Here is a 22,609-nt window from a genome sequence, read left to right on the forward strand (position 1 = left end):
CGATCGATGAAGATCGCCACCGCAGGGGTGGCTCTCTTCGGCCTCATCGCGCTCGCCGGGTGTACGACAGACCCGTCCGTGGCGCCGGCGGAGTCGGAGAACCCGGAGGAGTCGGCCGAGACCACCGAATGGTTCGACCAGGAGCTGTTCGACAAGCAGATGGAGGAGCGGGGTGTCGAGCCCCAGGGGCCGGCGACCGAGCCGTATCTCCAGCACATCAACGCCGAGATGGTCGACACGTCGGAGTTCGCCAGCGAGGGGCCCAAGAAGGCCTGCTTCGCGAACGCCTCGATCTCGAACCCGTGGCGGCAGACGGGCTGGATCACGATGAACGAGCAGCTCAAGTCGCTGCAGGAGGCCGGTGCGATCAGCGAGATGGAGACCCGCGACGCGCAGGACTCGGATGACACGCAGATCGCCGACATCGACTACTTCATCTCCGAGGGCGGCTGCGACGTCTTCCTCATCTCGCCCAACAGCACCGCGGCGATGACGCCGGCCGTCGAGCGCGCATGCGAGACCGGCAAGCCGGTGATCGTGTTCGACCGCGGCGTCGACACCGACTGCCCGGTCACATTCATCCACCCGATCGGCGGATTCGCGTGGGGCATCGACACGGCCGAGTTCCTCATCGACAACCTCGAAGAAGGCGACAAGGTCGTGGCGCTGCGCATCCTCCCCGGAGTCGACGTGCTCGAGCACCGGTGGGCCGCTGCGGAGAAGCTCTTCGACGAGGCGGGGATCGAGGCCGTGGACTACTTCACGGGCGCCGACCCCGCGGAGATCAAGAGCATCATCAGCGACGAGCTCGCCAAGGGCGACGTGCAGGGAATCTGGATGGATGCCGGTGACGGCGCTGTCGCCGCGATCGAAGCCTTCGAAGATGCCGGCGCCGACTACCCGGTGATGACCGGCGAGGACGAGATGAGCTTCCTCCGCAAGTGGAAGGACACGGGTCTCACGGGCCTCGCCCCGGTGTACTCGAACTTCCAGTGGCGCACGCCGCTGCTCGCCGCGCAGATGATCTTCGCCGGCGAAGAGGTTCCGAAGGAGTGGGTGCTCCCGCAGAAGCCGATCACCGAAGCAGAGCTCGACGACTACCTCGCCGCCAATGAGGGAATGCCGGACGGGCACTACGCGAAGTTCGGCGGGGAGAACCTTCCCGGTTACCCGACCGTCTGGCAGGAACGCCAGATCCCGTAACCCCCGGTGATGCTCCCACCCTTCCCCTCTGCGCCTCGCGGATGGGAGGGTGGGAGCACTCGCGTCATCCCCGAAGGAGCAGGATGCCTCGCACGATCGCCGTCAACACGTGGGTGTGGACGTCTCCACTGACCGACGCGACTCTCGAGCCGCTCGCGCGGAAGGCGGCGGGGATGGGGTATCAGGCGCTCGAGCTTCCGCTCGAGAGCGTCGGGGACTGGGATCCGGCACGAGCCCGCGACGTGCTCGATGACCTCGGCCTCGCCGCGATCGTCGTCGGGGCCATGGGCCCGCGGCGCTCGCTGCTCGCGCAGGCCGGTGACGTCGGGGCCACGCAGGACTACCTGCGCTCGTGCATCGCGGCGGCCGCGACGCTCGGCTCCGCGGTGGTCGCCGGTCCCTTCTACGCACCCACCGGGGCGACCTGGCGGATGTCCGTCGAGGACCGTTCGCGAGTGGTGCGCGAGCTGCGCACGAACCTCGAGCCGGTCGCGGCCGAGGCCGCCTCCGCCGGAATCACCCTGGCCGTCGAACCGCTCAACCGCTACGAGACGAGCGTGCTCAACACGGTCGAGCAGAGCCTCGACGCGCTCGCACCGCTGCTCGGCGCAGGCGTCGGGCTCGCGCTCGACACCTACCACCTGAACATCGAGGAGAAGAAGCCCGCGGAGGCCATCCGCGCGGCGGGCTCGGCGATCGCGCACGTGCAGGTGTGCGGCAGCGATCGGGGCGCCGTGGGCGACGACCACACGGACTGGCCGGAGATCCTCCGGGCCCTCGACGATGCGGACTATCGAGGGCCGCTCGGGCTGGAGAGCTTCACGGGCGAGAACGCGACGATAGCCGTCGCCGCATCCGTCTGGCGACCACTCGCGGCGAGCCAGAACGAGCTCGCCGCCCGCAGCATCCAGGCGCTGAGAGCGCTCGGCACCTGACCCGTCACGCGATACGAAGGAGTGTCCATGACCACGCACCCGGTCACCCTGTTCACCGGCCAGTGGGCCGATCTGCCGTTCGAGGAGGTCGCCCGGCTGGCGGCCGAGTGGGGATACGACGGCCTCGAGGTCGCAGCATCCGGGGACCATCTCGACCTGCGGCGAGCCGACGAGGACGACGCCTACGTCGCCTCGCGCCGCGAGATCCTCGACCGGAACGGTCTGCAGATCTTCGCGATCTCGAACCATCTCGCGGGCCAGGCGGTGTGCGACGCCCCCATCGACTTCCGTCACCAGGCGATCCTGCGCGACTACGTGTGGGGCGACGGCGACTCCGAGGGCGTGCGCGCCCGCGCGGCGGACGACATGAAGCGGGCGGCGCGGGTCGCGCGCAGGCTCGACGTCGACACCGTCGTCGGGTTCACCGGCTCATCGATCTGGCCCTATGTGGCAATGTTCCCGCCGGTACCGGCATCCGTCATCGAAGGCGGGTTCGAGGACTTCGCCGCGCGCTGGAACCCGATCCTCGACGTGTTCGACGGCGAGGGCGTGCGGTTCGCGCACGAAGTGCACCCCGGTGAGATCGCCTACGACTACTGGTCGTCCGTGCGGGCGCTGGAGGCGATCGAGCACCGTGGGGCGTTCGGATTCAACTGGGACCCGTCGCACATGATGTGGCAGAACATCGATCCCGTCGGGTTCATCGTCGACTTCGCCGACCGGATCTACCACGTGGACTGCAAGGACACCCGGATGCGACCGCACAACGGGCGTGCGGGCGTGCTCGGATCGCATCTGCCGTGGGGCGACCCGCGACGCGGGTGGGACTTCGTCTCGACCGGCCACGGCGACGTGCCCTGGGAGGACGCGTTCCGCGCGCTCGAGGCGATCGGATACGACGGCCCCATCTCGATCGAATGGGAGGACGCGGGAATGGACCGCCTGCACGGCGCGCCGGAGGCCCTCGTCTACGTGCGGTCGCTGCTCTGGCCCGCGCCCACCGCCGCGTTCGACGCCGCCTTCAGCAGCCAGCAGACCGGAGATCCCGCATGACCATCCAGCACACCGTCGTCTTCCGCCTCGTGCACGAGGCGGGCAGCCCCGAGGAGCGCGAGTTCCTCGCGACGGGCAGAGCGGTGCTCACGTCGATCCCCGGTGTCGAGGACTTCACGATCCGTCGCCAGGTGAGCCCGAAGAGCGACCTCGAGCATCAGTTCTCGATGGTGTTCCGCGACCGCGATGCGTACCGCTCCTACGACGCGCACCCCGCGCACACCGCGTTCGTCTCGGAACGCTGGGTGCCCGAGGTCGCGGCGTTCCAGGAGTATGACTTCGAGGAGTGACGACGTGACCGGCGGCGCGGATCAGACCGAGTCGCGCAGCTTCACCAGGCGCTCGTGGCCGGTCTCCTCGAGCTCCGCGATGCTCTCGCGCGACTTGAGGAAGTCCGAGAACGAGCGGTAGCCGAGGGCCTTCTCGCTGAACGACGGGTCCATGCGACGCATGTGCGTCTTCACCGCCGAGCTGTGCAGCCACTCGTCGGCATCGGCCTTGTCGTGCCCGAGGCGCAGCGCGCGATGCAGCAGCTCCGTCGCCTCGCCCTGCTCGGTGCCCTCGCCGTGCTCGTCGAGCTTCGCGGACGACGACGGTGCCGCAGCGGTCGCCGCCGCTGCGGCGGCCTTCGCCTTGGCGGCCTTCGTCGGCGGTCGCGATTTGGCCTTCGCGGCGGGCTCGGCGGCCGGCTCGGCCACAGGCTCGACGGCGACCTCGGGAACGGTGACGACGGGCGCGGGCGCGGTCTTGCTCGGGCGCACGACGCCGGGAAGCGAGTCGTACGCCTCGAACTCGTCGCACGCGGCGGCGAGGGACTTCGCGGTGGATCCCGCGACGCCGACGCCGATGACGTAGCGACCCAGACGCTTGCAGCGCTGTGCGAGCGGGACGTAGTCGCTGTCTCCGGCGACGATCACGACGTGCGTGAGGTCGGGCAGACGGAACATGTCCTCGACCGCGTCGACGGCGAGGCGGATGTCCGCGCCGTTCTTCGCGTAGGCGGCGGCCGGGAACAGCTGCACGAGGTCGACGGCGCGGGCCACGAGCTGCGACCGGTAGACCGCGTTCACGGGCGACGACCAGTCGGCGTACGCCCGGGTGAGCACGAGCGTGCCGAAGGAGGCCGCGTAGTCGATGATCGCGCCGACCTCGATCATGGCGCGGGACAGCCGCTCCGTGACCTCCGGATCGGTCGGGTTCTCGGTGATCCGCTGGCGGTCCTTGCCGTAGGCGTTCCGTCCGTGCACACGGTCGTACCAGGAGATGACGATGTTGTCGAAGTCCAGGTAGACGGCGACGCGGGCGTCGGTGGCCTCAGCCATGGTTCACTCCTTCGCGCGGGTAGCGCACGCCGATCTGCGCGCGGATCTCGTCGAGGGTGCCCATGATCGCGACGCTCTCGGCGATCGGCAGGATATCGCCCTCGAGCACGCCGTCGCCCACGAGGCGCTCGGCCGCGAGGGCCTGGTACTGCATGCCGCGACCGTCGACCTCGGACACGTACTCCTCGACGACCGTGCCGTCCGGCTGCACGACGCGGAACGTGGTGGGGGTGTACCAGACGCGGTCGAGGTCGATGCGCGCCGTCGTGCCGATGATGCTCGCCGCGTTGGGGCCCGCGGCACGCGACGACGAGAGCGTCGTCGAGATCGCTCCGCCGTCGTGGGTCATGACGGTGGCGACCTCGGCATCCGCTCCGGTCTCGATCAAGCGGCCGACGGCGTGGATGCCGGTCGGGGCGCCGAGGATGTCCCACACGAAGGAGATCGGGTAGATCCCGAGGTCGAGGAGGGCACCGCCGCCGAGCTCGAGGGCGTTGAGACGGTGCTCGGGGTCGGAGGGGAGCAGCTGGGTGTGGTCGGCGCTCACGGCGCGGATCTCACCGAGGGTCCCGGCGGCGATGATCTCGCGGATGCGGACCATGTGCGGCAGGTAGCGCGTCCACATCGCCTCCATCGCGAGCAGGCCCCGATCGGCGGCCAGACGCTGCAGGTCCTCCGCCTCCGAGCGGTTGAGGGTGAACGCCTTCTCGACCAGCACGTGCTTGCCGGCTTCGAGCGCGAGGCGGGCGTTCTCGTGATGCATCGGGTGCGGGGTCGAGACGTAGATGATGTCGACCTCGGGGTCGGCGACGAGCGCCTCGTACGAGGGATGCGCGCGCCGGATGTCGAAGCGGGCGGCGAAGGCGTCGGCCGATTCCTGCGAGCGCGAGCCGACCGCCACGAGATCGAGCCCTGCGGTGCGCAGATCGGATGCGAATGCGCCGGCGATGCCGCCGGTCGCGAGGATTCCCCAACGAAGACCAGTCATCATCTCAGCGTAGGGGGTGGAGGCTGAGCACGGGGTGTTCAGACCAGGGCATCCGGGGGCGGCCGGAACGGATGCCGTTCAGACGAGCGCGAGCGCGCGGTCGAGGTCGGCGATCAGATCGCTCGGATCCTCCAGCCCGGCCGACAGGCGGATCGTGGCGAACTCGGTCATGCGGTCAGCACTGCGGTGCTCAGAGCGCGGGGGAGGAGGTCGAGGTCATGGTCCCATCCTCCGATCGGGCACCCACACTCGGGGAGGATGTGTCGCCGTGTTGCGCTCCGTTTCGCTGCGCTTCTCCGCCGATTGGCCGGCTCCCGAGCCCGCTCATACTTTCGGGTGCATGACCGAACCCCTCATCATCGGCGCCATGGTGCGCACTCTCGGCGCGTATCCCTCCGGCTGGCGTCAGCCGGGCGCGCATCGCGACCCCTCGGCCGATGCCGAGATCCTCCGTCGCATCGCGCGAGAGGGAGAGGACGCGGGGCTCGACTACCTGTTCTTCGGCGATTGGCTGGCCACCGGGCCGGACCTCGAATTCCGCGACCCGTACCTGCTCGCGCGGATCGATCCGGTGAGCGCCGTGCTGTACCTCGCCGGGGTCACCTCTCGCATCGGCCTCATCGCGACGGTGAACACGACCTACGCCGATCCGTATGCGACGGCGCGCTCGCTCGCATCCCTCGACTTGCTGACAGGCGGTCGCGCCGGCGTCAACCTCGTCACCGGAGCCGAGCCACGAGCCGCGGGCAACCACGGTCGCGATGCGCACGCCGACAACGAGAGCCGATACGACCGCGCGGAGGAGTTCGTCGTCGCCCTGCGCCGTCTGTGGGACTCGTGGAGCGAGGACGCCTGGATCGCGGATGCCGCACGCGGCGTGCTCATCGACCCGGACGGGCTCCGGGGTGCGGACCTCCGGGGCGAGCACGTGCGCGTCTCCGGACCGCTGAACGTCGCCCGCCCCCCGCAGGGGCGGATCCCTCTCGTGCACGCGGGCACTTCGCCGCGGTCGCGCGCGCTCGCCGCGACCGAGGCCGACCTCGCGCTCATCGCCGCCCCGAACATCGCCGATGCGATCGCCACCCGGCGGCAGCTGCGCGACATCGCGCTCCGATCAGGCCGCGCGCCCGAGGGGCTGGCGGTGATCGCGCCCGTGCTTCCTGTGGTCGCACCGACGGATGCCGACGCTCACCGCATCGTCGAACGGCTGCTCGCGCTCGTCCCGCTCGACGAGGGGCATCAGTCGTCCCGCACGGCATTCCCCGCGAACAGATCGGTCGTCGCGCTGGCCGACGCCCTGGGCGTCGGCGCCGACGAACCGCTGCGTTCCGCCGGCTTCGACGAGGTCGTGACCCGCGATCAGGCCGGGCGCCTCGGGGAGGCAGGGCAGGCGCTGATCGAGCGCCTGCGACTCATCGCCGGACTCCGCGTCGGGGATGACGGCGAGACGGCGCTGACCTGGCGCCACCTCGTCGCGGCCCATGCCGTGCCTGCCGCATTCGTGGTCGGCGACGCCGCGACGATCGCGGACCACTTCGAGACCTGGCGCGACCAGGGTGCAGCCGACGGGTTCAACGTGCTCTCCGCGTTCCAGCCCGCACAGTTCGAGGCCTTCACCCGCCTCGCCGCGCCCGAACTGCGTCGACGGGGCCTGCTCGGTCGCAGCGACGGAGCGCCCACCCCGCTGCGGGACCGTCTCGGCGTCGGCGGGGGAGTCGGTGTCGGCGGGGGCGAGCAGCGTGCCGCATCATCGCTTCTCGTCCGCTGAACCGCGTCATCCATTACGTCGGATTGCGTCTGGTGACCCGTCATGACGTCTCGTGACAGGCCGGGTCCGCACATGACAGCCCCATTCGCGTCACGACCGTGAGAGTCCCTAGCGTGACGTTCACCCGCACACCGAACCACAGCATCCCGTCCAGGAGGACCCGCATGAACCGCCGTCTCATCCGCGCAGCCGCCGTCGCGCTTCCGCTCGTCCTTGCGGCGGGACTCGCCGCCTGCGCGTCCTCGCCGGCCCCGAGCGGCGCCTCCGCCGACGCGGGCGACCCCGTCACCGGGGGAACGCTGACCTATCTGGAGCACCAGACCTTCACGAACCTCTACCCGCCGCAGGCCGGGTTCTACCCGAACGGAGGCGTGGTCAACAACATCGCCGCCCGCCTGACGTGGCAGAACCCCGACTCGCTCGAGATCGAGCCGTGGATCGCCTCGGCCTGGACCGTGAACGACGACGCCACCGAGTACACGTTCGACCTGCGCCCCGACGTCACCTTCTCGGACGGGACGCCGCTGGACGCCGCGGCCGTGGCGAAGAACTTCGACACGTACGGCCTCGGCGACCCCGAGCGCGGCCTCACGGTCTCCGAGGCGATCAACAACTACGCCTCGAGCGAGGTCGTCGACGACGACACGGTCACCTTCCGCTTCTCGGCCCCGGCCCCCGGGTTCCTGCAGGCGACGTCGACCATCAACTCCGGCCTGCTCTCGCCCGAGACGCTCGACGGCACCATCGAGGACTTCGGAGCGGGCAACGCCGAGGAGATCATCGGCGCCGGGCCCTTCACCCTCACCGACGAGAAGCTGGGCACCGAGTTCACCCTCGCCGCCCGCGAGGACTACGCGTGGGCGCCGGAGAGCGCCGAGAACCAGGGCCGTCCGTACGTCGACGCCGTGCACGTGCTCGTCACCCCCGAGGACTCCGTGCGCATCGGATCGCTGCTCGCGGGTCAGGCCGACTACGTCCGCTACGTGCAGGCCTTCGACGAGGACCGGGTCGAGAGCTCGGGCTTCACGCTGTACGCACCGCAGACGCGTGGCGTCAACAACTCCATCTCGCTGCGTCCCGAGAACCCGCTGCTGAGCGACATCAGGGTGCGTCAGGCGCTCGTCGCCGCGGTCGACGCCCAGGAGGTCGTCGACACCCTGTTCACCGAGAACTACCCCGTCGCGACCTCGGTGCTGTCGCAGGAGGCGCTCGGATACAAGGACGAGTCGGAGCACTACGCATACGACCCCGACAAGGCCGAGAAGCTGCTCGACGAGGCGGGCTGGACGGCCGGGGCCGACGGCATCCGCGAGAAGGACGGCGAGCGCCTCGCGATCACCGTGTACGAGGCCGCACCGCAGCCGCTGTCGAAGCAGACGCTCGAGCTCGTCGCCCAGCAGCTCGCGAAGGTCGGCGTGGAGCTCACGGTCAAGCCGGCGGATGCCGGGTCGTATGCCGAGGACACCCGTGACCCGCTCAAGACGGGCTTCTACCACTCGATGGTCGGCCGCGCCGACTTCGACGTGATCAAGAGCCAGTACTACACGAAGAACCGTGACGCGCTGATCTCGAACGACGCCGAGCTCGACGCCCTGCTCGAGGCGGTCGCCTCGGAGCCGGACACCGAGAAGCGAGCGGCGGCCTCGCAGGCCGTGCAGGACTACATCGCCGAGCAGGCCTACGTCATCCCGCTGTTCGAGGAGCCGCAGGTCTACGGCGCCGCCACCTACGTGCACGGTGTGGACTTCGAGTCGGTCGGTCGCCCCACCTTCTCGGGCGTCTGGCTCGCCGAGCACTGAGCATGACTGAGACGGTGCACCGATGAGCTTCGTCCTCCGACGAGCCGGGCAGGCCGCGATCGTTCTGATCGCGGCCTTCACGGCCACCTTCTTCCTCCTGCAGCTGCTGCCGGGGGATGCGATCCTGATCAAGTTCTCCGACCCCAGCCTCGGGCTGTCGCCGGAGCAGCTCGACGGCATCCGCGCCACCTACGGCACCGATCTGCCGTGGTGGCAGCAGTACGTGCACGCGGGTCTCGGATTCGCGGCCGGTGACTTCGGCTACTCGACGCAGTTCGGCACCCCGGTGCTGGAGATGCTCGCCGAGGCACTGCCGTCGACCGTGCTGCTCGCGTCGCTGGGGCTCGTCGTCGCGCTGCTGATCGCCGTGCTCGTCGCAGGGCTCTCGTCTCTCGCACCGTTCGCGTGGCTGCGCGACGGCATCCGTCAGGTGCCGGGGCTGTTCGTCGCCGTGCCGGTGTTCTGGCTCGGCATCCTGCTGATCCAGGTCTTCTCGTTCGGTCTCGGGTGGGTGCCGATCGTCGGCGCCGACCCTGTCGCCGGGCTCGTCCTTCCCGTGCTGACCCTCGCCGTGCCGATCTCCGCTCCGCTCGCCCAGGTGCTGGTGCGCGCCATCGATCAGGTGCAGGCGCAGCCGTTCATCACCGTCGTCCGTGCCAAGGGCGCGCCGCCGTCGTGGGTGCTCACCCGGTCGGTCGCGCGCAACGCGGCCCTGCCGACGCTCACGATCGCCGGGGTGCTGTTCGGCGAGCTCGTGGGAGGGGCCGTGGTCACCGAGACCGTGTTCGGTCGCACCGGCATCGGCCGCCTCACCGAGCAGGCCGTGTCGAACCAGGACATCCCGGTGCTGCAGGGCGTCGTGCTGCTGTCGGCCCTCGGCTTCGTGCTCATCAGCTTCGCCGTCGACCTCGTCACCCCGCTGATCGATCCGCGCCAGCGCGCCCTCTCGAAGTCAGGAGCATCGGCATGACCGTCGCCGCCGTGGCCGCATCCGTCGACACCCCGCCCGAGACACCGCAGCAGGATGCCGCAACGCTCACCCGATCGCCTCGACGCGCGCGCGGACTGCTCGCTCTGCCGTGGGGGCTCTACCTCGCGATCGCCGTCGTCTCGCTCGCCTTGCTCTGGGCGCTGATCCCCGGGGTCTTCGCACCCGGCGACCCTCTCACCGGCACTCCCGCCGACAAGCTGCTGCCACCGAGCGCGGCGCACCTCTTCGGCACCGACACGCTCGGTCGCGACCTGTTCGGCCGCGTCGTCCACGGCGCCGTGCACTCGCTCTCGGGAGCGCTCATCGCCGTCACCGTGGGCCTCGCGCTCGGGACGATCCTCGGTGCGATCGCCGGCGCGATCGGCGGCGTCGTCGACGACATCCTGATGCGCGTCGTCGACGTGCTGCTCGCCATCCCCGGCCTGCTGCTGTCGCTGTCGGTGATCATCCTCCTCGGCTTCGGCACGGTGAACGCCGCCATCGCCGTGGGCCTCGGCAGCGTCGCCGCCTTCGCCCGCCTGATGCGGTCGGAGGTCGCCAGAGTGCGTCGCAGCGAATACGTCGAGGCGGCGTACGGCAGCGGGGGCACCTTCTTCACGGTGCTCCGTCGCCATGTGCTGCCGAACTCGCTCACCCCGATCGTCGCGCTCGCCGCCCTGCAGTTCGGCACCGCGATCCTCGCGATCTCGACCCTCGGATTCCTCGGTTACGGTGCTCCGCCACCCACCCCCGAATGGGGGCTGCTGATCGCCGAGGGGCGCAACTACATCGCGACCGCCTGGTGGCTCACGGCACTGCCAGGACTCATCGTGGTCGTCGTCGTGCTCAGCGCCAACCGCATCTCGCACCGCATCGGAAGGAACCCGCGATGAGCGTGCTCACCGTCGACGGCCTCGCCGTCTCGTACGCCACCCGAGCCGGTCGCCGGGAGGTGGTGCATGGGGTCTCCTTCGAGATCGCCGAGGGAGAGGCACTCGCGCTCGTGGGCGAATCGGGATCGGGCAAGTCCACCACCGCGCACGCCCTGCTCGGCCTGCTGCCCGAGGGCGGCAGGGTCGACGGCGGCACGGTGCGCCTCGGCGAGCTCGACATCTCGGGCTGGACGGATCGCGCACTGCGCGGCATCCGGGGTCCGGAGATCGGACTCGTGCCGCAGGACCCGGTGACCTCGCTCGATCCCGTGCGCCCGATCGGCGCCCAGGTCGAAGAGGTGCTGAAGCTGCACGGCCACCGCGATCGTCGCTCGCGGCGCGCGCGGGCGATCGAGCTCCTCGACCGGGTCGGTATCGATGATCCGGACCTCCGAGCGCGGCAGTACCCGCACGAGCTCTCGGGCGGTATGCGCCAGCGTGTGCTGATCGCCTCGGCCATCGCGCTGCGGCCACGGCTGCTGATCGCCGACGAGCCCACGAGCGCTTTGGACGCGACCGTCCAGCGCAAGGTGCTCGATCTGCTCGACGAGCTGCGTCGAGAGGAGGGCACGAGCATCCTGCTGGTCACCCACGACCTCGGCGTCGCGGCCGACCGCGCCCAACGGCTCGTCGTGCTGAAGGACGGCCGCATCGTCGAGCAGGGAGCGAGCGCCCAGGTGCTCGCGGCACCCTCGGACGGATACACGAAGCAGCTCCTCGCGGACGCCCCGGCGTTCACGACGGGGTTCCGCCGCCCCGAGGCTCCGCCCTTCCTGCGGGATGCCGCGGCGGTCGCGGCCGAGAACCCGTTCGCGATCACCGCGACCGGTCTCGTCAAGGAGTTCAGGGTCGCGGGGCGTGAGCGTTTCCGGGCCGTCGACGACGTGTCGTTCCGGGTGCGGCGGGGCACGACGCACGCGCTGGTCGGCGAGTCCGGATCGGGCAAGACGACCACCGCGCGCCTCATCACGCGCTTCCATGAGCCGGACGCCGGGGCCATCGAGATCGACGGCGAAGACGTGACCGGCCTGTCGGGCCAGCGTTTGCGCGCGCTGCGCCGGCGCATCCAGCTCGTCTACCAGAACCCCTTCGCATCGCTGGATCCGCGGCAGCAGGTCGTCGACATCATCGCCGAGCCGCTGCAGAACTTCGGGGTGGGCTCCCGCTCCGACCGCAGGGATCGGGCGCTCGCCCTGATCGACAGGGTGTCGCTGCCGAGCGACCTCGCGCAGCGCACACCGCGTGAGCTCTCGGGTGGGCAGCGACAGCGGGTCGCGATCGCCAGGGCCCTCGCGATCGACCCCGAGATCGTCGTGCTCGACGAGGCGGTGTCGGCCCTCGACGTCACGGTGCAGGCGCGCATCCTCGAACTGCTCACCTCACTGCAGGCCGAACTCGGTCTCACCTACCTCTTCATCTCGCACGACCTCGCCGTGGTGCGCAGGATCAGTCACACCGTCTCGGTGATGCGCCGCGGGCGGATCGTCGAGGAAGGCGTCACCGAGGAGCTCTTCCACGACCCCCAGCACGACTACACCCGGGAGCTGCTCGCGGCCGTCCCCGGACGAACGGAGCAGCCCGCATGACCGCACCCACGATCGCCTTCTTCACCCGGCTGCTCGACGACGCGTCGCCCGCCGAGCGCTACGCGCTGGCCACCGAGCAGATCCGGCACGCCGAACGGCACGGCGTCGGTCGCGCCTGGGTCGCACAGCACCACTTCCGCGCCGCGGAGGGCGGCCTGCCCTCGCCGCTCGTCTATCTCGCCAACGTGGCCGCGCAGACCTCGCGCATCCGTCTCGGCACCGGGGTCGTCACGCTGCCGCTCGAAGATGCGGTGCGTGTCGCCGAGGACGCGGTGGTCGCCGACCTGCTCTCGGGCGGACGCGTCGACCTGGGGCTCGGCAGCGGCGGAACCCCCTCGTCCTTCGTGCCGTTCGGTGAGGACGTGCGCGACAAGGCGCCCACCTACGACCGCAAGCTGCGACTGCTGCTCGACGCACTCGCGGGGCGGGACATCGGCGCCGACAACACCCTCTATCCGGATGCCGGCACTCTCGGCGACCGCATCTGGCAGGCGACCTTCTCGGCCCCCGGAGGCCATCGCGCCGGCATCCACGGGCATGGCCTCCTGCTCTCGCGCACCCAGCCGCGGTCGACGGACGCGCTGCACGCCCCGCTCTCGGCGCTGCAGGATCCGATCATCGACGCGTACCTCGAGGCTCTCCCCGACGGCGTCGCCCCGCGTGTCACCGCCTCGCGCACCGTGTTCGTCGCGGATGACCGCGCGGAGGCCCTGCGCTTCGCTGAGGTCGGGCTGCGTCGTGCCGCCGAGGGGTTCCGCCGACAGGGCCAGACGATCCCCGGCGACACCCTCGATGAGCTGATCGTGGCCCTCGACACCCACCTCGGCACCCCGGAGGAGGTCGCCGAGTCCCTCGCCGCAGACGCCACGCTCGACAGGGCGACCGAGGTCGCGTTCCAGGTGCACTCGGTCGACGCCCCGCACGAGCACGTGCTGCGCTCGATCGAGCTCTTCGCCGAGCAGGTCGCCCCCGCTCTCGGCTACACCCTCACCGACACCATCAAGGAGAAGGCATGACCACCGACATCGTCGATCAGATCGTAGGGGTGACGCCGGAGCTCGATGAGCTGCGGCGCCGTCGCCCCGTCACCAGGGAGCAGCTGCAGGCGAGCTTCGACGCGCTCTTCGCGCCGGTGTCGACGGCGGAGGTGTCGCAGGCCGAGCGTGAGCTGATCGCCGCGTTCGCGACGCGCCTCGCCGGCGACGCGGATGCGACGGCCGAGTTCTACGCAGACCGGGCCCTGGCTGTGGACCCGCAGCGCGCCACCGTCGTGATCGCCGAGGCCACGAACGCTGCGGTGACCGGGCCCTTCGGCTCGTACACCGAAGCGGGACTGCAGGACGAGAACACCGAGGGCGAGCGCTACGCGCCGTCGCCCGAGATCGCAGAGGCGCTCGGCGGGCGGGTGGCCGCCGCCCTCGCGCACACGCACCTGCTCGTGTTCCGGCCGCGCGAATCCGCGGCCGTCGACATCCAGCGGCTGGTGGATGCGGGATGGTCGGCCGACGGCATCGTCACCCTCTCGCAGCTCGTCTCGTTCCTCGCGTTCCAGCAGCGCGTCATCACGGGCCTGAGGGTTCTCTCCGCCGCCGGCATCGCCGCGGCATCCGACTCCGAGGAGGAGGCAGCATGACCGAGCTTCTGCGCGATGACGCACCGCACCCCGAGGCGTTCACGCGAGCCGAGGTGGGGTGGACCCCGCATCTGCCGCCGCTCGCGGAGGAGGAGCTCACCGAGCGCCACTACGACGGTCTGGTCGACGCCTCTCGGGCGAAGAACGACTACTTCCGGCTGCTGGCGCGCGACCCCGAGGTGCTCAAGGCGCGCACGCTCGTCGACAAGGACATCTTCTACAACGCCAAGGAGGGTCTTCCCCGGGCCGAGCGCGAGCTCTCGGCGACCGCGGCTTCGCGTCGCAACGGCTGCGTGTTCTGCGCCTCGGTGCACTCGCGCTTCGCGGCGCACCACAGCAAGCGGGTCGACGACGTCGATCTCCTGCTGGATCAGGGAGTCGACGCCGACCTCGGGGAGCGGTGGAACGCGGTTGTCGCGGCCTCCGTCGCCCTGACCGACACGCCCAGCACCTTCGGCGCCGACGGGATCGCCCGGCTGCGGGCGGCGGGACTCGATGACCTCGAGATCGCCGACGTGATCCACGGTGCCGCGTTCTTCAATTGGGCGAACCGTCTGATGCTGTCGATCGGGAGGCCGGTCGCGCCCGCCTGATCGGTCGAGAGATCAGCACCGGCCCACCTCTGACGTGTCACCGTCGGGGTGGGCTGATGTCCTTTTGCGAGAGTATCGGCATACTTCTTGCTGTCTCCATATGACGACGTATCGCTTGCTAACGTCGACGCATGACAGTCGCGGGCGGAGCATTCTACGAAGTCGATACCGACGTGCTGCGTGCGATGGCGTCGAAGGCACGTCGCATCGTCGGCGAGCTGGGCTCGTCCGATGCCGCGAAGCCTGCTGACGCCGGACACGAGTGGGTCGTCGCAGCCGCGACGCGTTTCAGCAGCGCATGGTCCGACGGGCTCTGCGTCCGTGTGGCCGACACCGAAGACTTCGCAGACAGGTTGAGCACGACCGCTCGGATCTTCGACGAAGGCACCGATGCGGCGAAGGTCGAAGTCGACGCGATGATCTGGGACGACTGATGGAGCTGGGGCAGACCCAGTCGGCGGCGGACCTCGTGCCGGGCTCGGTGTCCGAGGTCAGGGCGACCGCGGAAGCGTGGAAGGCTCGTGGCGCTGAAGCGACCCGTGTACGCGATGACCTCGCCACGCTGGATGACGACGGCACGTGGAGAGGCGCTGCCTACGACGCCTACCTCGACCGGTTCGAGCGGCAGCTGCTGCACTGGAAGCATGCGGGCGAATCGCTCCGCGCGGGTGCGAGCGCACTGTTCACGTGGGCCGACGCGTTGCAGTGGGCGCAGGACGAAGCCGACCGTGCGATCACTCTCTGGAACGAGGCAGAGCAACAGGCTGCTGCGGCGCTGGCCGCCCACCGTGCACACGTGCGGGAGTTGCGCGTCGGGCAAGGGCTCCGGCACCCCGAGGCCGACGTGCCCTTCGTCGATCCGTCAGGTCCTGCACACGATGAAGCGCGGGAGGTCCTGTTCAACGCCCGGGCGACTCTCGAGGTCTATGCGCGCGACTGCGCGATCCGGTTGGACGATGCCGCGGATGCGGCGCGGATTCCGCTGACCGACGCGGAGGCCGCGACACGAACACAGCACGCGACGACCGAGGTGATCGTCAACCTCGTTGTCGTCCAGCCGTTCCGAGCCACGATGGACATGCTCGCGATCTCGGCGCAGACGCTCTGGGAGCACCCCGACATCATCCTCGAACTCCTGGGCGGCGCTGCCACCTTCCTCGGCGGCGCGGCGCTGGCAGCCGGAGGCGGGGCCATCACCGTCACCGGAGCCGGTGCGCTGGCAGGTTCGCCCGCACTGGTCGTCGCCGGAGTCGGAGTGGCCGGTGCAGGCGCGACGATGATGGGCGACGCCGCCGGCCGATGGCTCACCGAGAGCTACGGCGTCAGCGACCGAGTCCGCGGCCTCGACCGCGGCGATGGACGCGACGACGCGGGGACGTTCGCGAATGGCCAGAAGGATCCGCTGTGGGTTGATAAAGAGAAGATCGGCCTCACGGAGTATGCCCAAGACTTCGAAGTCGAGGTGATCCGCTCGAAGATCAAAGTCGACTACGAGGGTTCTCCGCAGAATGGGCGCTTCTACGACGGGCTTGTGAAGAATACCGACGGGCCGAATACCTATACGGGTGTGGAGGTGAAGTCCGGCAGTGCTATCGAGGCATACAACAGGCCAGGAAGCACGCAGCGACAGTTCGATGACGTTGTGAACGCGGGTACACCAGCGCACGGAAAGATGGACGGCGAGGACATCCTCCTCACACGGGTGGACAGTAAGGACATTCCATGAGAGCACCGTTTACGCACGGCGAGCAGTCTCCCAGCGGGATGCGGGGGTGGGTGACGGACGGTTATCGCCCGATCCCCGATCACCTGCGCCTCATGCTGGGACATCTTGACGGCGACGGTAAGTACACGTACATCATCTGGCCGGGCTCCGATCCTTCGAGCACCATCGGATTCCGCGTGCCGGCAGATGATTCGTTCATGCAGGCCGCAGGCTCCGCGGACGCTATGACTGTCGAGGTGCGGCTTCCCGGCCCCGACGGTGAGTCGCACCTGTACTCGGTCGGACGGCCCGAGCCCGCAGACGGCACGACCACCCTCATCCCCATCAGCGACGACCGCGCGGTGCGCGTGTTCTCGAACGAGATCTTCACCGCCGACGAAGCCGCAGTGATCTTCTACACGTACTACCTCACCGATGCCGTCTCGCAGCCCTACGTGCTTCGCGAGCTGGATCTCTCCAACGAACTCTCGGAGGAACGATGACGCTCTATGGACCCTTCGTCCAGGCCGCGAACGACGGTCGCACCGGCTGGCTGGCCGACGAGCATCTCACGATTCCCGAACGGCTCCGACGCACGCTGGAGTGGCTGGACGCCCGCAAGGACTACACGTACTCGATCTGGCGCGGCGCTGACCCCACAAGGATCGACGGCTACCACGAGCAGGCGAATGAATTCTTCATGCAGGCCGCGGGCTCGGCTGATGCGATGACGGTGGAAGCGCGGCTCCTCGGCGCCGACGGGGGGAGCCATCTGTACACGATCGGCCGGCCCGAGACCGCTGACGGCACGACCACTCTCATCCCTATGAGCGACGACCGCGCGGTACGAGTGTTCTCGAACGAGATCTTCACCGCCGACGAAGCCGCGGAGATCTTCTACACGTTCTACCTCACCGAAGCCGTCTCGCCGCCCTACGTCCTGCGTGAGCTCGACCTCGCACTGGAACTCTCGGAGGAACGATGAAGGTCGCTGTTCGTCACGACGCCGTGGCACAGACCGTCGCCGAGCTCGCGCTCACCGTGAAAGCCATCGAGCACGAACTCGACGCCTTCGATTCCGAGGCGACGCTACTGAAAACGACCTGGGACGGGGAAGCGCAACGGGCCTATGACCGTGCCCAGCGGGAGTGGTCGAACGCGCTCGAGAGCATGAGAGCGTTGCTGGCCGAAGCCACGCGCCGACTGATCGCCGCGAACTCCCTCTCCATGGCGACGGCGTCCACGGCTGCCCGCGTCTGGTCCTGAGCGGCCTACGGGATCAGCACGATCTTGCCCGAGGCGGCTCCGGACTCCATGAGCTCATGAGCGCGTGCCGCCTCGCTCAGCGGCAGTTCGGGGCCGAGCTCGATCGTGAAGTCGCCCGCCGCCAGCAGGTCGACGGTCGCGCCGAGGGCCTCCGCGCGCCACGCGAGCTCCTGCTCAGTGAGCGGCACGGGTGAACCGCCCGAGAACGCCCGGATGCCGAACGACGCGGCATCGGGGCCGCGGACGATCGTCGCGATGCGGTCGCGGTCGGCGACGAGCTCGAGCGACACCTCGATGGCCTCATCGGTCCCCGCGCAGTCGAGCGCGACCGTCACCCCGACCGGTGCGGCCTCGCGTACGCGCTCCAGCAGCCCGTCTCCGTATGCGACCGGGATCGCACCGAGGTCACGCAGCTGATCGTGTCGGGCCGGGCTGGCGGTCGCGATGACGGTGGCGCCCCAGGCGACGGCGAACTGCACGGCTGCCTGGCCGACCGAGCCCGAACCGCCGTGCACGAGAAGCACGTCGCCGTCCGTGACTCCGAGCGAGCGGAGCGCCTGATAGGCGGTGCCGGCGGGGATGCCGATGCCGGCCCCCTCCGCTGCGGTGACGGAATCGGGCAGCGCGACGAGCTTGTCGACCGGTACGGCGAGCATGCTCGAGTAGGTGCCGACCGTGTCGCGGATCGCGACGCGGTCGCCCACCGCGAATCCGTCGACGTCGTCGCCGAGCGATTCGATGACCCCGGCGCCGTCGAACCCGACGGCACGCGGCTCGGTGATCGGCGGTGAGGGGCGCTTCGCGCTGCGGAGCTTGGCGTCGATCGGGTTGGCACCCGCCGCCTCGATGCGCACCACGGCCTCGCCGCTGAGCGCGATCGGATCGGGAATCTCGATCAGGTGCAGCACATCAGGAGAACCGAACTCTGTGTAGACGATCGCGCGAGCCATGGATTCAGGCTACCCCCGAGACGACAGCGCCTTCATGATCCGCTGCGGAGAGACAGGCTGCGCGGTGCCGAGACGCTGCGCGAACACGCTCACCCGGTACTCCTCGAGCAGCCAGCGGGTCTCGACCAGGGCCGGCGGCGCGTCGGCGGGCAGCGGGATCGCGCCCCCGGCATCCTCGAAGGCCTTCGCCATGCGCTCGAACTCGCTCATGCGGGTGCGGTCCTTGCCGGGCTCGTTCGCGAGCGTCTTCAGCCGCTCGAGCATCCCGTCGAGGTATCGCGGGAAGTGCGTGAGGCGCTCGACGCCTGCCGCCGAGACGAACCCGGGGTGCAGGAGTCCCGCGAGCTGCGTGCGGATGTCGTTCAGCGGCCCGAGCAGTGCGAGGGAGTTCTGCGAACGGATGCCGCGCTCGACATCGCGGGTCTTCGTGAGGATGCGAGCGACGAGCGACACGCAGGCGAAGAGGTCGTCGACGAGCGACGCCGACACCGCGTCGCGCACGCGCACGAACTCGGCCTCGGTGCGCACGAGGCCGCCCGGCGCCAGCCGATCGATCGTGCTCTGGACGACCGCGGCCCGGCAGTCCTCGATGAGCGCGGCGGCCGACTGGTAGGGCGACGCGGCGAGTGCGAGCTTCTCCTGGCTGGTGAGGTGCTGCTGCACGTACGACGAGGGCGAGGGCACACCGAGCAGCACGAGGCGCAGCACGCCCGCCCGCGTGGCGGTGGCGGCGGCATCCGCCGTGGACTCGACGCGCACCGAGACGGTCTTCCCCTGGTCGACGATCGCCGGGTACCCGCGCACCACTCCGCCGGCCACGCGGGTGTCGAGCACCTCGGGAAGGTCGCCGAACGTCCAGGCGGTGAGGCCGTCCTTCTCGATCGAGGTGGCGACGGCAGCGGGCTGCGGTCCCTTCGAGGGGCCGGGGCGGCGGGGCGGGGTCGCGATCGACCGGGCCACGCTGCTGCGCGCACGGTCGGCGAGCTCGGCCTGCAGCGCACTGAGGTCGCGGTTCGATCCCGCGACGCGCCCGCGCTCGTCGACGGCGCGGAAGTTCATCCGCAGGTGCGCGGGCACGCGATCGTCTTCGAAGTCGGCAGCCGAGACGAGCTGATTCGCGAGCGGCTGGATGAGGCGTGCCAGCGCCTCTTTGAGCGTGCGATGAGGAAGGCCGCCGTGCGACTCCGGGCCGTCTCCGGCGAGCTCGGCACCGAACTTGTCGGCCCAATCGGCCGCAGGCACCACGTGCCGTCGGATCGCCTTCGGCAGTGCGCGGAGCAGGCCGGTGACGAGTTCGGCGCGCAGCCCCGGCACCTGCCAGTCGAAGCCCCTGTCCTCGATCTGTGCGAGCAGAGGCAACGGGATCACGACGCTCACGCCGTCGTCGGCCGCCCCCGGCTCGAAACGGTACGCGAGCCCGAGCACCTGGTCGCCCTGCGTCCACCGGGTGGGGAACTCGCTCTGATCGGCCCTGCTCTCGTCGTCGAGCAGGTCGGCCTCGCGCATCACGAGCAGCTTCGGGGTCGCGGCCAGCGCGTCGCGCCACCATTTCTCGAACGAGCGCACGTCGAAGACGTCGGTCGGGATCCGCTCGTCGTAGAAGCGGAACACCGCTTCGTCGCCGGCCAGGATGTCGCGACGCCTCTCACGTTCCTCGAGCTTCTCGAGGCGCTTGCGCAGTTCGGCGTTGCTGCGCCAGAAAGCGCTGACCCGCTTGTCGATGCGCGTCGGATCCCATTCGCCCTCGACGAGGGCGTGTCGCACGAACATCTCACGCGACGCCGCCCGGTCGATGCGGGCGAACTGCACACGGCGACGGGGGATGATCTCGACCCCGAACAGCGTCACCTTCTCGTACGCGACCGCCGCGCCGGCATCCTTCGACCAGTGCGGCTCGGTGACCTGGCGCTTCGCGAGATCGCCCGCGAGCGCCTCCGCCCAGGCGGGGTCGATCGCGGCGACCGTGCGGGCGTAGGTGCGTGAGGTCTCGACGATCTCGGCGGCCATGACCGCCTGCGGGGCCTTCTTGCGCAGGGCGGATCCGGGGAAGATCGAGAAGCGGATGCCGCGGGCGCCACGGTATTCCGCCATCCTCTTCTTCTTCGGATCGAGGCCCTTGCCGGTGTTGCGCTCGTCGAGGATGCCGATCTGCGACAGGAGCCCGGCGAGCAGAGCCCGATGGATCGCATCCGGATCCGCGGTCCCGCCGCGCGAGGAGTCCTTCTCCCGCACGAGCGACCGCAGCTGACGGTGCACGTCGAACCATTCACGCACCCGGACGTAGTTGAGATGCTCCGAACGGCACAGGCGACGGAAGGCGCTCGAACCGAGCTCGCGCTGCTGCTCCCGGAGGTGGTTCCACAGGTTCAGGATCGACAGGAAGTCGCTCGTCGGGTCGGTGAAGCGCGCATGCATGCGGTCGGCTTCGTCGCGCACGCTCTGCGGCGCCTCCTGCGACGGCCGCTCGCGCACGTCCTGGATCGACATTCCGGCGACGATCGCGAGCACGTCGCGGGTGACGTCGGCGCCGCCGGGGCGTCCGGCCTCGATCAGCATGCGGGCGAAGCGGGGGTCGATCGGGATTCGGGAGATGTCGCGACCGATGCGGGTGAGTCGAGGTGCGTCTCCGCTGCCGGTGACGGCGCCCAGCTCGGTGAGCAGGTCGACCGCGGCCTTGACTCCCCGGGAGTCGGGCGGGGTGAGGAACGGGAAGGCGGTGATGTCGCCGAAGCCGAGCGACAGCATCTGCAGGATCACCGAGGCGAGCGAGGTGCGCAGGATCTCGGGTTCGGTGAACTCCGCGCGCTTGTCGAAGTCCTCCTCGCTGTACAGGCGGATCGCGATGCCGTCGCTCGTGCGCCCGGCGCGGCCCGAACGCTGGTTCGCGGAGGCCTGCGAGATCGCCTCGATCGGCAGCCGCTGCACCTTCGAGCGGTTGCTGTATCGCGAGATGCGCGCGGTGCCGGTGTCGATCACGTAGCGGATGCCGGGAACGGTGAGGCTGGTCTCGGCGACGTTCGTGGCGAGCACGACCCGGCGCCGCACACCGGCGACGCGGCTCTTCTCGAACACCCGGTGCTGCTCCGCCGCCGACAGCCGGCCGTACAGCGGCAGCACCTCGGTGGGGGAGCGGTCCTTCGCGTACGCGCCGCGCACGGCATCGGCGGCATCCCTGATCTCTGCTTCGCCCGGCAGGAACACCAGCACGTCGCCCGGCTCCTCGCGGTCGAGTTCACGGAGGGCCGCGACGATGGCGGTCACCTCGTCGGACTCCTCGGTCTCCTCCGTCTGCTCGCGGTAGCGGATCTCGACGGGGAAGGTGCGGCCGGACACCTCGATCACCGGCGCGGGCACACCCTCGGGCGTCGCGAAGTGTCGGGCGAAGCTCTCGGGATCGATCGTCGCCGACGTGATGATCACCTTGAGATCCGGTCGTTCGGGAAGGATCCGCACGAGGTATCCCAGCAGGAAGTCGACGTTGAGCGAGCGCTCGTGCGCCTCGTCGATGATGATCGTGTCGTAGCGGCGCAGCAGCCGGTCGCGGTGGATCTCATTGAGCAGGATGCCGTCGGTCATCAGCGCGATGCGCGTGTCGTCGGACACCTTGTCGGTGAAGCGCACCTTGTATCCGACGAGGCCGCCGAGCTCGACCTGCAGCTCCTCGGCGACGCGCTCGGCGATCGTGCGGGCGGCGAGTCGTCGGGGCTGCGTGTGCGCGATGCGCTCGCGCCCGAGATCGAGGCAGATCTTCGGCAGCTGCGTCGTCTTCCCCGAGCCCGTCGCTCCGGCCACGATGACGACCTGGTTGTCGCGGATGGCGTCGGCGATCTCCTCCCGCGCAGCGCTGACCGGCAGCTCGGGAGGATAGAAGATCACAGGGGAAGGCATAGAACTCCCATCGTACGA

At 69.7% G+C, this 22,609-nt stretch carries 21 protein-coding genes; 17 read left to right on the forward strand and 4 right to left on the reverse strand.

What is annotated here, in order from left to right:
* The first annotated feature begins 6 nt into the window (after positions 1 to 6).
* From ACIPV5_RS16650 to ACIPV5_RS16665, 4 genes are all read left to right on the forward strand, one after another.
* Complete coding sequence (locus tag ACIPV5_RS16650; RefSeq protein WP_400341970.1) at positions 7 to 1,203, forward strand: substrate-binding domain-containing protein; 1,197 nt, start codon at positions 7 to 9, stop codon at positions 1,201 to 1,203.
* An 83-nt stretch (positions 1,204 to 1,286) separates the two neighbouring features.
* The gene (locus tag ACIPV5_RS16655) at positions 1,287 to 2,138 is read left to right on the forward strand and encodes a sugar phosphate isomerase/epimerase family protein (protein WP_400341971.1); all 852 of its coding nucleotides are present in this window, start codon (positions 1,287 to 1,289) and stop codon (positions 2,136 to 2,138) included.
* Positions 2,139 to 2,165: 27 nt separating this feature from the next.
* Positions 2,166 to 3,191 carry a sugar phosphate isomerase/epimerase family protein gene (locus ACIPV5_RS16660; RefSeq protein ID WP_400341973.1) on the forward strand — a complete coding sequence of 342 codons (1,026 nt, stop codon included), beginning with the start codon at positions 2,166 to 2,168 and terminating at the stop codon, positions 3,189 to 3,191.
* Positions 3,188 to 3,481: a Dabb family protein gene (locus tag ACIPV5_RS16665; protein ID WP_053097158.1), complete on the forward strand. Its 294-nt coding sequence runs from the start codon at positions 3,188 to 3,190 to the stop codon at positions 3,479 to 3,481. Before ACIPV5_RS16660 ends, ACIPV5_RS16665 begins: the two co-directional genes overlap by 4 nt.
* A gap of 21 nt (positions 3,482 to 3,502) precedes the next feature.
* Here ACIPV5_RS16665 and ACIPV5_RS16670 read toward each other — a convergent pair whose 3' ends face one another.
* Both ACIPV5_RS16670 and ACIPV5_RS16675 read right to left on the reverse strand, forming a co-directional pair.
* Positions 3,503 to 4,513, reverse strand: coding sequence for an NYN domain-containing protein (locus tag ACIPV5_RS16670; protein WP_053097157.1), 1,011 nt, complete (start codon positions 4,511 to 4,513; stop codon positions 3,503 to 3,505).
* Complete coding sequence (locus tag ACIPV5_RS16675) at positions 4,506 to 5,501, reverse strand: Gfo/Idh/MocA family protein (protein ID WP_400341975.1); 996 nt, start codon at positions 5,499 to 5,501, stop codon at positions 4,506 to 4,508. Before ACIPV5_RS16675 ends, ACIPV5_RS16670 begins: the two co-directional genes overlap by 8 nt.
* A 340-nt stretch (positions 5,502 to 5,841) precedes the next feature.
* Here ACIPV5_RS16675 and ACIPV5_RS16680 point away from each other — a divergent pair, with 340 nt between their 5' ends.
* From ACIPV5_RS16680 to ACIPV5_RS16740, 13 genes are all read left to right on the forward strand, one after another.
* On the forward strand, positions 5,842 to 7,269 hold the full coding sequence (locus ACIPV5_RS16680; protein WP_400341977.1) for an NtaA/DmoA family FMN-dependent monooxygenase: 1,428 nt from the start codon (positions 5,842 to 5,844) through the stop codon (positions 7,267 to 7,269).
* 164 nt (positions 7,270 to 7,433) lie between these two features.
* Positions 7,434 to 9,068, forward strand: coding sequence for a TIGR04028 family ABC transporter substrate-binding protein (locus ACIPV5_RS16685; RefSeq protein WP_400341978.1), 1,635 nt, complete (start codon positions 7,434 to 7,436; stop codon positions 9,066 to 9,068).
* 22 nt (positions 9,069 to 9,090) lie between these two features.
* Positions 9,091 to 10,038 (forward strand): ABC transporter permease, encoded by a 948-nt coding sequence (locus ACIPV5_RS16690; RefSeq protein WP_053097150.1) that lies wholly within the window; start codon positions 9,091 to 9,093, stop codon positions 10,036 to 10,038.
* The gene (locus ACIPV5_RS16695; RefSeq protein ID WP_400341980.1) at positions 10,035 to 10,931 is read left to right on the forward strand and encodes an ABC transporter permease; all 897 of its coding nucleotides are present in this window, start codon (positions 10,035 to 10,037) and stop codon (positions 10,929 to 10,931) included. The genes ACIPV5_RS16690 and ACIPV5_RS16695 overlap by 4 nt, the downstream gene beginning before the upstream one ends.
* Positions 10,928 to 12,556: a dipeptide ABC transporter ATP-binding protein gene (locus ACIPV5_RS16700; RefSeq protein ID WP_400341981.1), complete on the forward strand. Its 1,629-nt coding sequence runs from the start codon at positions 10,928 to 10,930 to the stop codon at positions 12,554 to 12,556. Before ACIPV5_RS16695 ends, ACIPV5_RS16700 begins: the two co-directional genes overlap by 4 nt.
* Positions 12,553 to 13,572: a putative FMN-dependent luciferase-like monooxygenase gene (locus ACIPV5_RS16705; protein ID WP_400341983.1), complete on the forward strand. Its 1,020-nt coding sequence runs from the start codon at positions 12,553 to 12,555 to the stop codon at positions 13,570 to 13,572. Before ACIPV5_RS16700 ends, ACIPV5_RS16705 begins: the two co-directional genes overlap by 4 nt.
* Positions 13,569 to 14,189, forward strand: coding sequence for a CMD domain protein (locus ACIPV5_RS16710; RefSeq protein ID WP_400341984.1), 621 nt, complete (start codon positions 13,569 to 13,571; stop codon positions 14,187 to 14,189). Before ACIPV5_RS16705 ends, ACIPV5_RS16710 begins: the two co-directional genes overlap by 4 nt.
* On the forward strand, positions 14,186 to 14,782 hold the full coding sequence (locus tag ACIPV5_RS16715) for an alkylhydroperoxidase domain protein (RefSeq protein WP_072591572.1): 597 nt from the start codon (positions 14,186 to 14,188) through the stop codon (positions 14,780 to 14,782). The genes ACIPV5_RS16710 and ACIPV5_RS16715 overlap by 4 nt, the downstream gene beginning before the upstream one ends.
* 131 nt (positions 14,783 to 14,913) lie before the next feature.
* A complete protein-coding gene (locus ACIPV5_RS16720; protein ID WP_400341986.1) occupies positions 14,914 to 15,216 on the forward strand; it encodes a hypothetical protein in 303 nt (100 codons plus the stop codon).
* Complete coding sequence (locus tag ACIPV5_RS16725) at positions 15,216 to 16,508, forward strand: putative T7SS-secreted protein (RefSeq protein WP_400341988.1); 1,293 nt, start codon at positions 15,216 to 15,218, stop codon at positions 16,506 to 16,508. The genes ACIPV5_RS16720 and ACIPV5_RS16725 overlap by 1 nt, the downstream gene beginning before the upstream one ends.
* Positions 16,505 to 16,990, forward strand: a complete 486-nt coding sequence (locus ACIPV5_RS16730) for a hypothetical protein (RefSeq protein WP_187250524.1) — start codon at positions 16,505 to 16,507, stop codon at positions 16,988 to 16,990. The genes ACIPV5_RS16725 and ACIPV5_RS16730 overlap by 4 nt, the downstream gene beginning before the upstream one ends.
* The gene (locus ACIPV5_RS16735; protein ID WP_400341990.1) at positions 16,987 to 17,472 is read left to right on the forward strand and encodes a hypothetical protein; all 486 of its coding nucleotides are present in this window, start codon (positions 16,987 to 16,989) and stop codon (positions 17,470 to 17,472) included. The genes ACIPV5_RS16730 and ACIPV5_RS16735 overlap by 4 nt, the downstream gene beginning before the upstream one ends.
* Positions 17,469 to 17,753 carry a WXG100 family type VII secretion target gene (locus ACIPV5_RS16740; RefSeq protein WP_400341991.1) on the forward strand — a complete coding sequence of 95 codons (285 nt, stop codon included), beginning with the start codon at positions 17,469 to 17,471 and terminating at the stop codon, positions 17,751 to 17,753. Before ACIPV5_RS16735 ends, ACIPV5_RS16740 begins: the two co-directional genes overlap by 4 nt.
* A 5-nt stretch (positions 17,754 to 17,758) precedes the next feature.
* Here the strand turns inward: ACIPV5_RS16740 and ACIPV5_RS16745 are convergent, their stop codons facing one another.
* Together ACIPV5_RS16745 and hrpA are read right to left on the reverse strand one after the other, a co-directional pair.
* The gene (locus ACIPV5_RS16745; RefSeq protein WP_295101409.1) at positions 17,759 to 18,703 is read right to left on the reverse strand and encodes an NADP-dependent oxidoreductase; all 945 of its coding nucleotides are present in this window, start codon (positions 18,701 to 18,703) and stop codon (positions 17,759 to 17,761) included.
* Positions 18,704 to 18,712: 9 nt separating this feature from the next.
* On the reverse strand, positions 18,713 to 22,591 hold the full coding sequence (hrpA, locus tag ACIPV5_RS16750; RefSeq protein ID WP_400341993.1) for an ATP-dependent RNA helicase HrpA: 3,879 nt from the start codon (positions 22,589 to 22,591) through the stop codon (positions 18,713 to 18,715).
* Positions 22,592 to 22,609 lie beyond the last annotated feature (18 nt).

Source organism: Microbacterium sp. NPDC090014 (genome assembly GCF_044748285.1).
Classification (GTDB): Bacteria; Actinomycetota; Actinomycetes; order Actinomycetales; family Microbacteriaceae; genus Microbacterium.

Excerpts from the sequence above, each read along its gene's own strand:
- ACIPV5_RS16650 (WP_400341970.1), top strand. The coding sequence starts at position 7 with ATGAAGATCGCCACCGCAGGGGTGGCTCTCTTCGGCCTCATCGCGCTC.
- ACIPV5_RS16655 (WP_400341971.1), top strand. The coding sequence starts at position 1,287 with ATGCCTCGCACGATCGCCGTCAACACGTGGGTGTGGACGTCTCCACTG.
- ACIPV5_RS16660 (WP_400341973.1), top strand. The coding sequence starts at position 2,166 with ATGACCACGCACCCGGTCACCCTGTTCACCGGCCAGTGGGCCGATCTG.
- ACIPV5_RS16665 (WP_053097158.1), top strand. The coding sequence starts at position 3,188 with ATGACCATCCAGCACACCGTCGTCTTCCGCCTCGTGCACGAGGCGGGC.
- ACIPV5_RS16670 (WP_053097157.1), bottom strand. The coding sequence starts at position 4,513 with ATGGCTGAGGCCACCGACGCCCGCGTCGCCGTCTACCTGGACTTCGAC.
- ACIPV5_RS16675 (WP_400341975.1), bottom strand. The coding sequence starts at position 5,501 with ATGACTGGTCTTCGTTGGGGAATCCTCGCGACCGGCGGCATCGCCGGC.
- ACIPV5_RS16680 (WP_400341977.1), top strand. The coding sequence starts at position 5,842 with ATGACCGAACCCCTCATCATCGGCGCCATGGTGCGCACTCTCGGCGCG.
- ACIPV5_RS16685 (WP_400341978.1), top strand. The coding sequence starts at position 7,434 with ATGAACCGCCGTCTCATCCGCGCAGCCGCCGTCGCGCTTCCGCTCGTC.
- ACIPV5_RS16690 (WP_053097150.1), top strand. The coding sequence starts at position 9,091 with ATGAGCTTCGTCCTCCGACGAGCCGGGCAGGCCGCGATCGTTCTGATC.
- ACIPV5_RS16695 (WP_400341980.1), top strand. The coding sequence starts at position 10,035 with ATGACCGTCGCCGCCGTGGCCGCATCCGTCGACACCCCGCCCGAGACA.
- ACIPV5_RS16700 (WP_400341981.1), top strand. The coding sequence starts at position 10,928 with ATGAGCGTGCTCACCGTCGACGGCCTCGCCGTCTCGTACGCCACCCGA.
- ACIPV5_RS16705 (WP_400341983.1), top strand. The coding sequence starts at position 12,553 with ATGACCGCACCCACGATCGCCTTCTTCACCCGGCTGCTCGACGACGCG.
- ACIPV5_RS16710 (WP_400341984.1), top strand. The coding sequence starts at position 13,569 with ATGACCACCGACATCGTCGATCAGATCGTAGGGGTGACGCCGGAGCTC.
- ACIPV5_RS16715 (WP_072591572.1), top strand. The coding sequence starts at position 14,186 with ATGACCGAGCTTCTGCGCGATGACGCACCGCACCCCGAGGCGTTCACG.
- ACIPV5_RS16720 (WP_400341986.1), top strand. The coding sequence starts at position 14,914 with ATGACAGTCGCGGGCGGAGCATTCTACGAAGTCGATACCGACGTGCTG.
- ACIPV5_RS16725 (WP_400341988.1), top strand. The coding sequence starts at position 15,216 with ATGGAGCTGGGGCAGACCCAGTCGGCGGCGGACCTCGTGCCGGGCTCG.
- ACIPV5_RS16730 (WP_187250524.1), top strand. The coding sequence starts at position 16,505 with ATGAGAGCACCGTTTACGCACGGCGAGCAGTCTCCCAGCGGGATGCGG.
- ACIPV5_RS16735 (WP_400341990.1), top strand. The coding sequence starts at position 16,987 with ATGACGCTCTATGGACCCTTCGTCCAGGCCGCGAACGACGGTCGCACC.
- ACIPV5_RS16740 (WP_400341991.1), top strand. The coding sequence starts at position 17,469 with ATGAAGGTCGCTGTTCGTCACGACGCCGTGGCACAGACCGTCGCCGAG.
- ACIPV5_RS16745 (WP_295101409.1), bottom strand. The coding sequence starts at position 18,703 with ATGGCTCGCGCGATCGTCTACACAGAGTTCGGTTCTCCTGATGTGCTG.
- hrpA (WP_400341993.1), bottom strand. The coding sequence starts at position 22,591 with ATGCCTTCCCCTGTGATCTTCTATCCTCCCGAGCTGCCGGTCAGCGCT.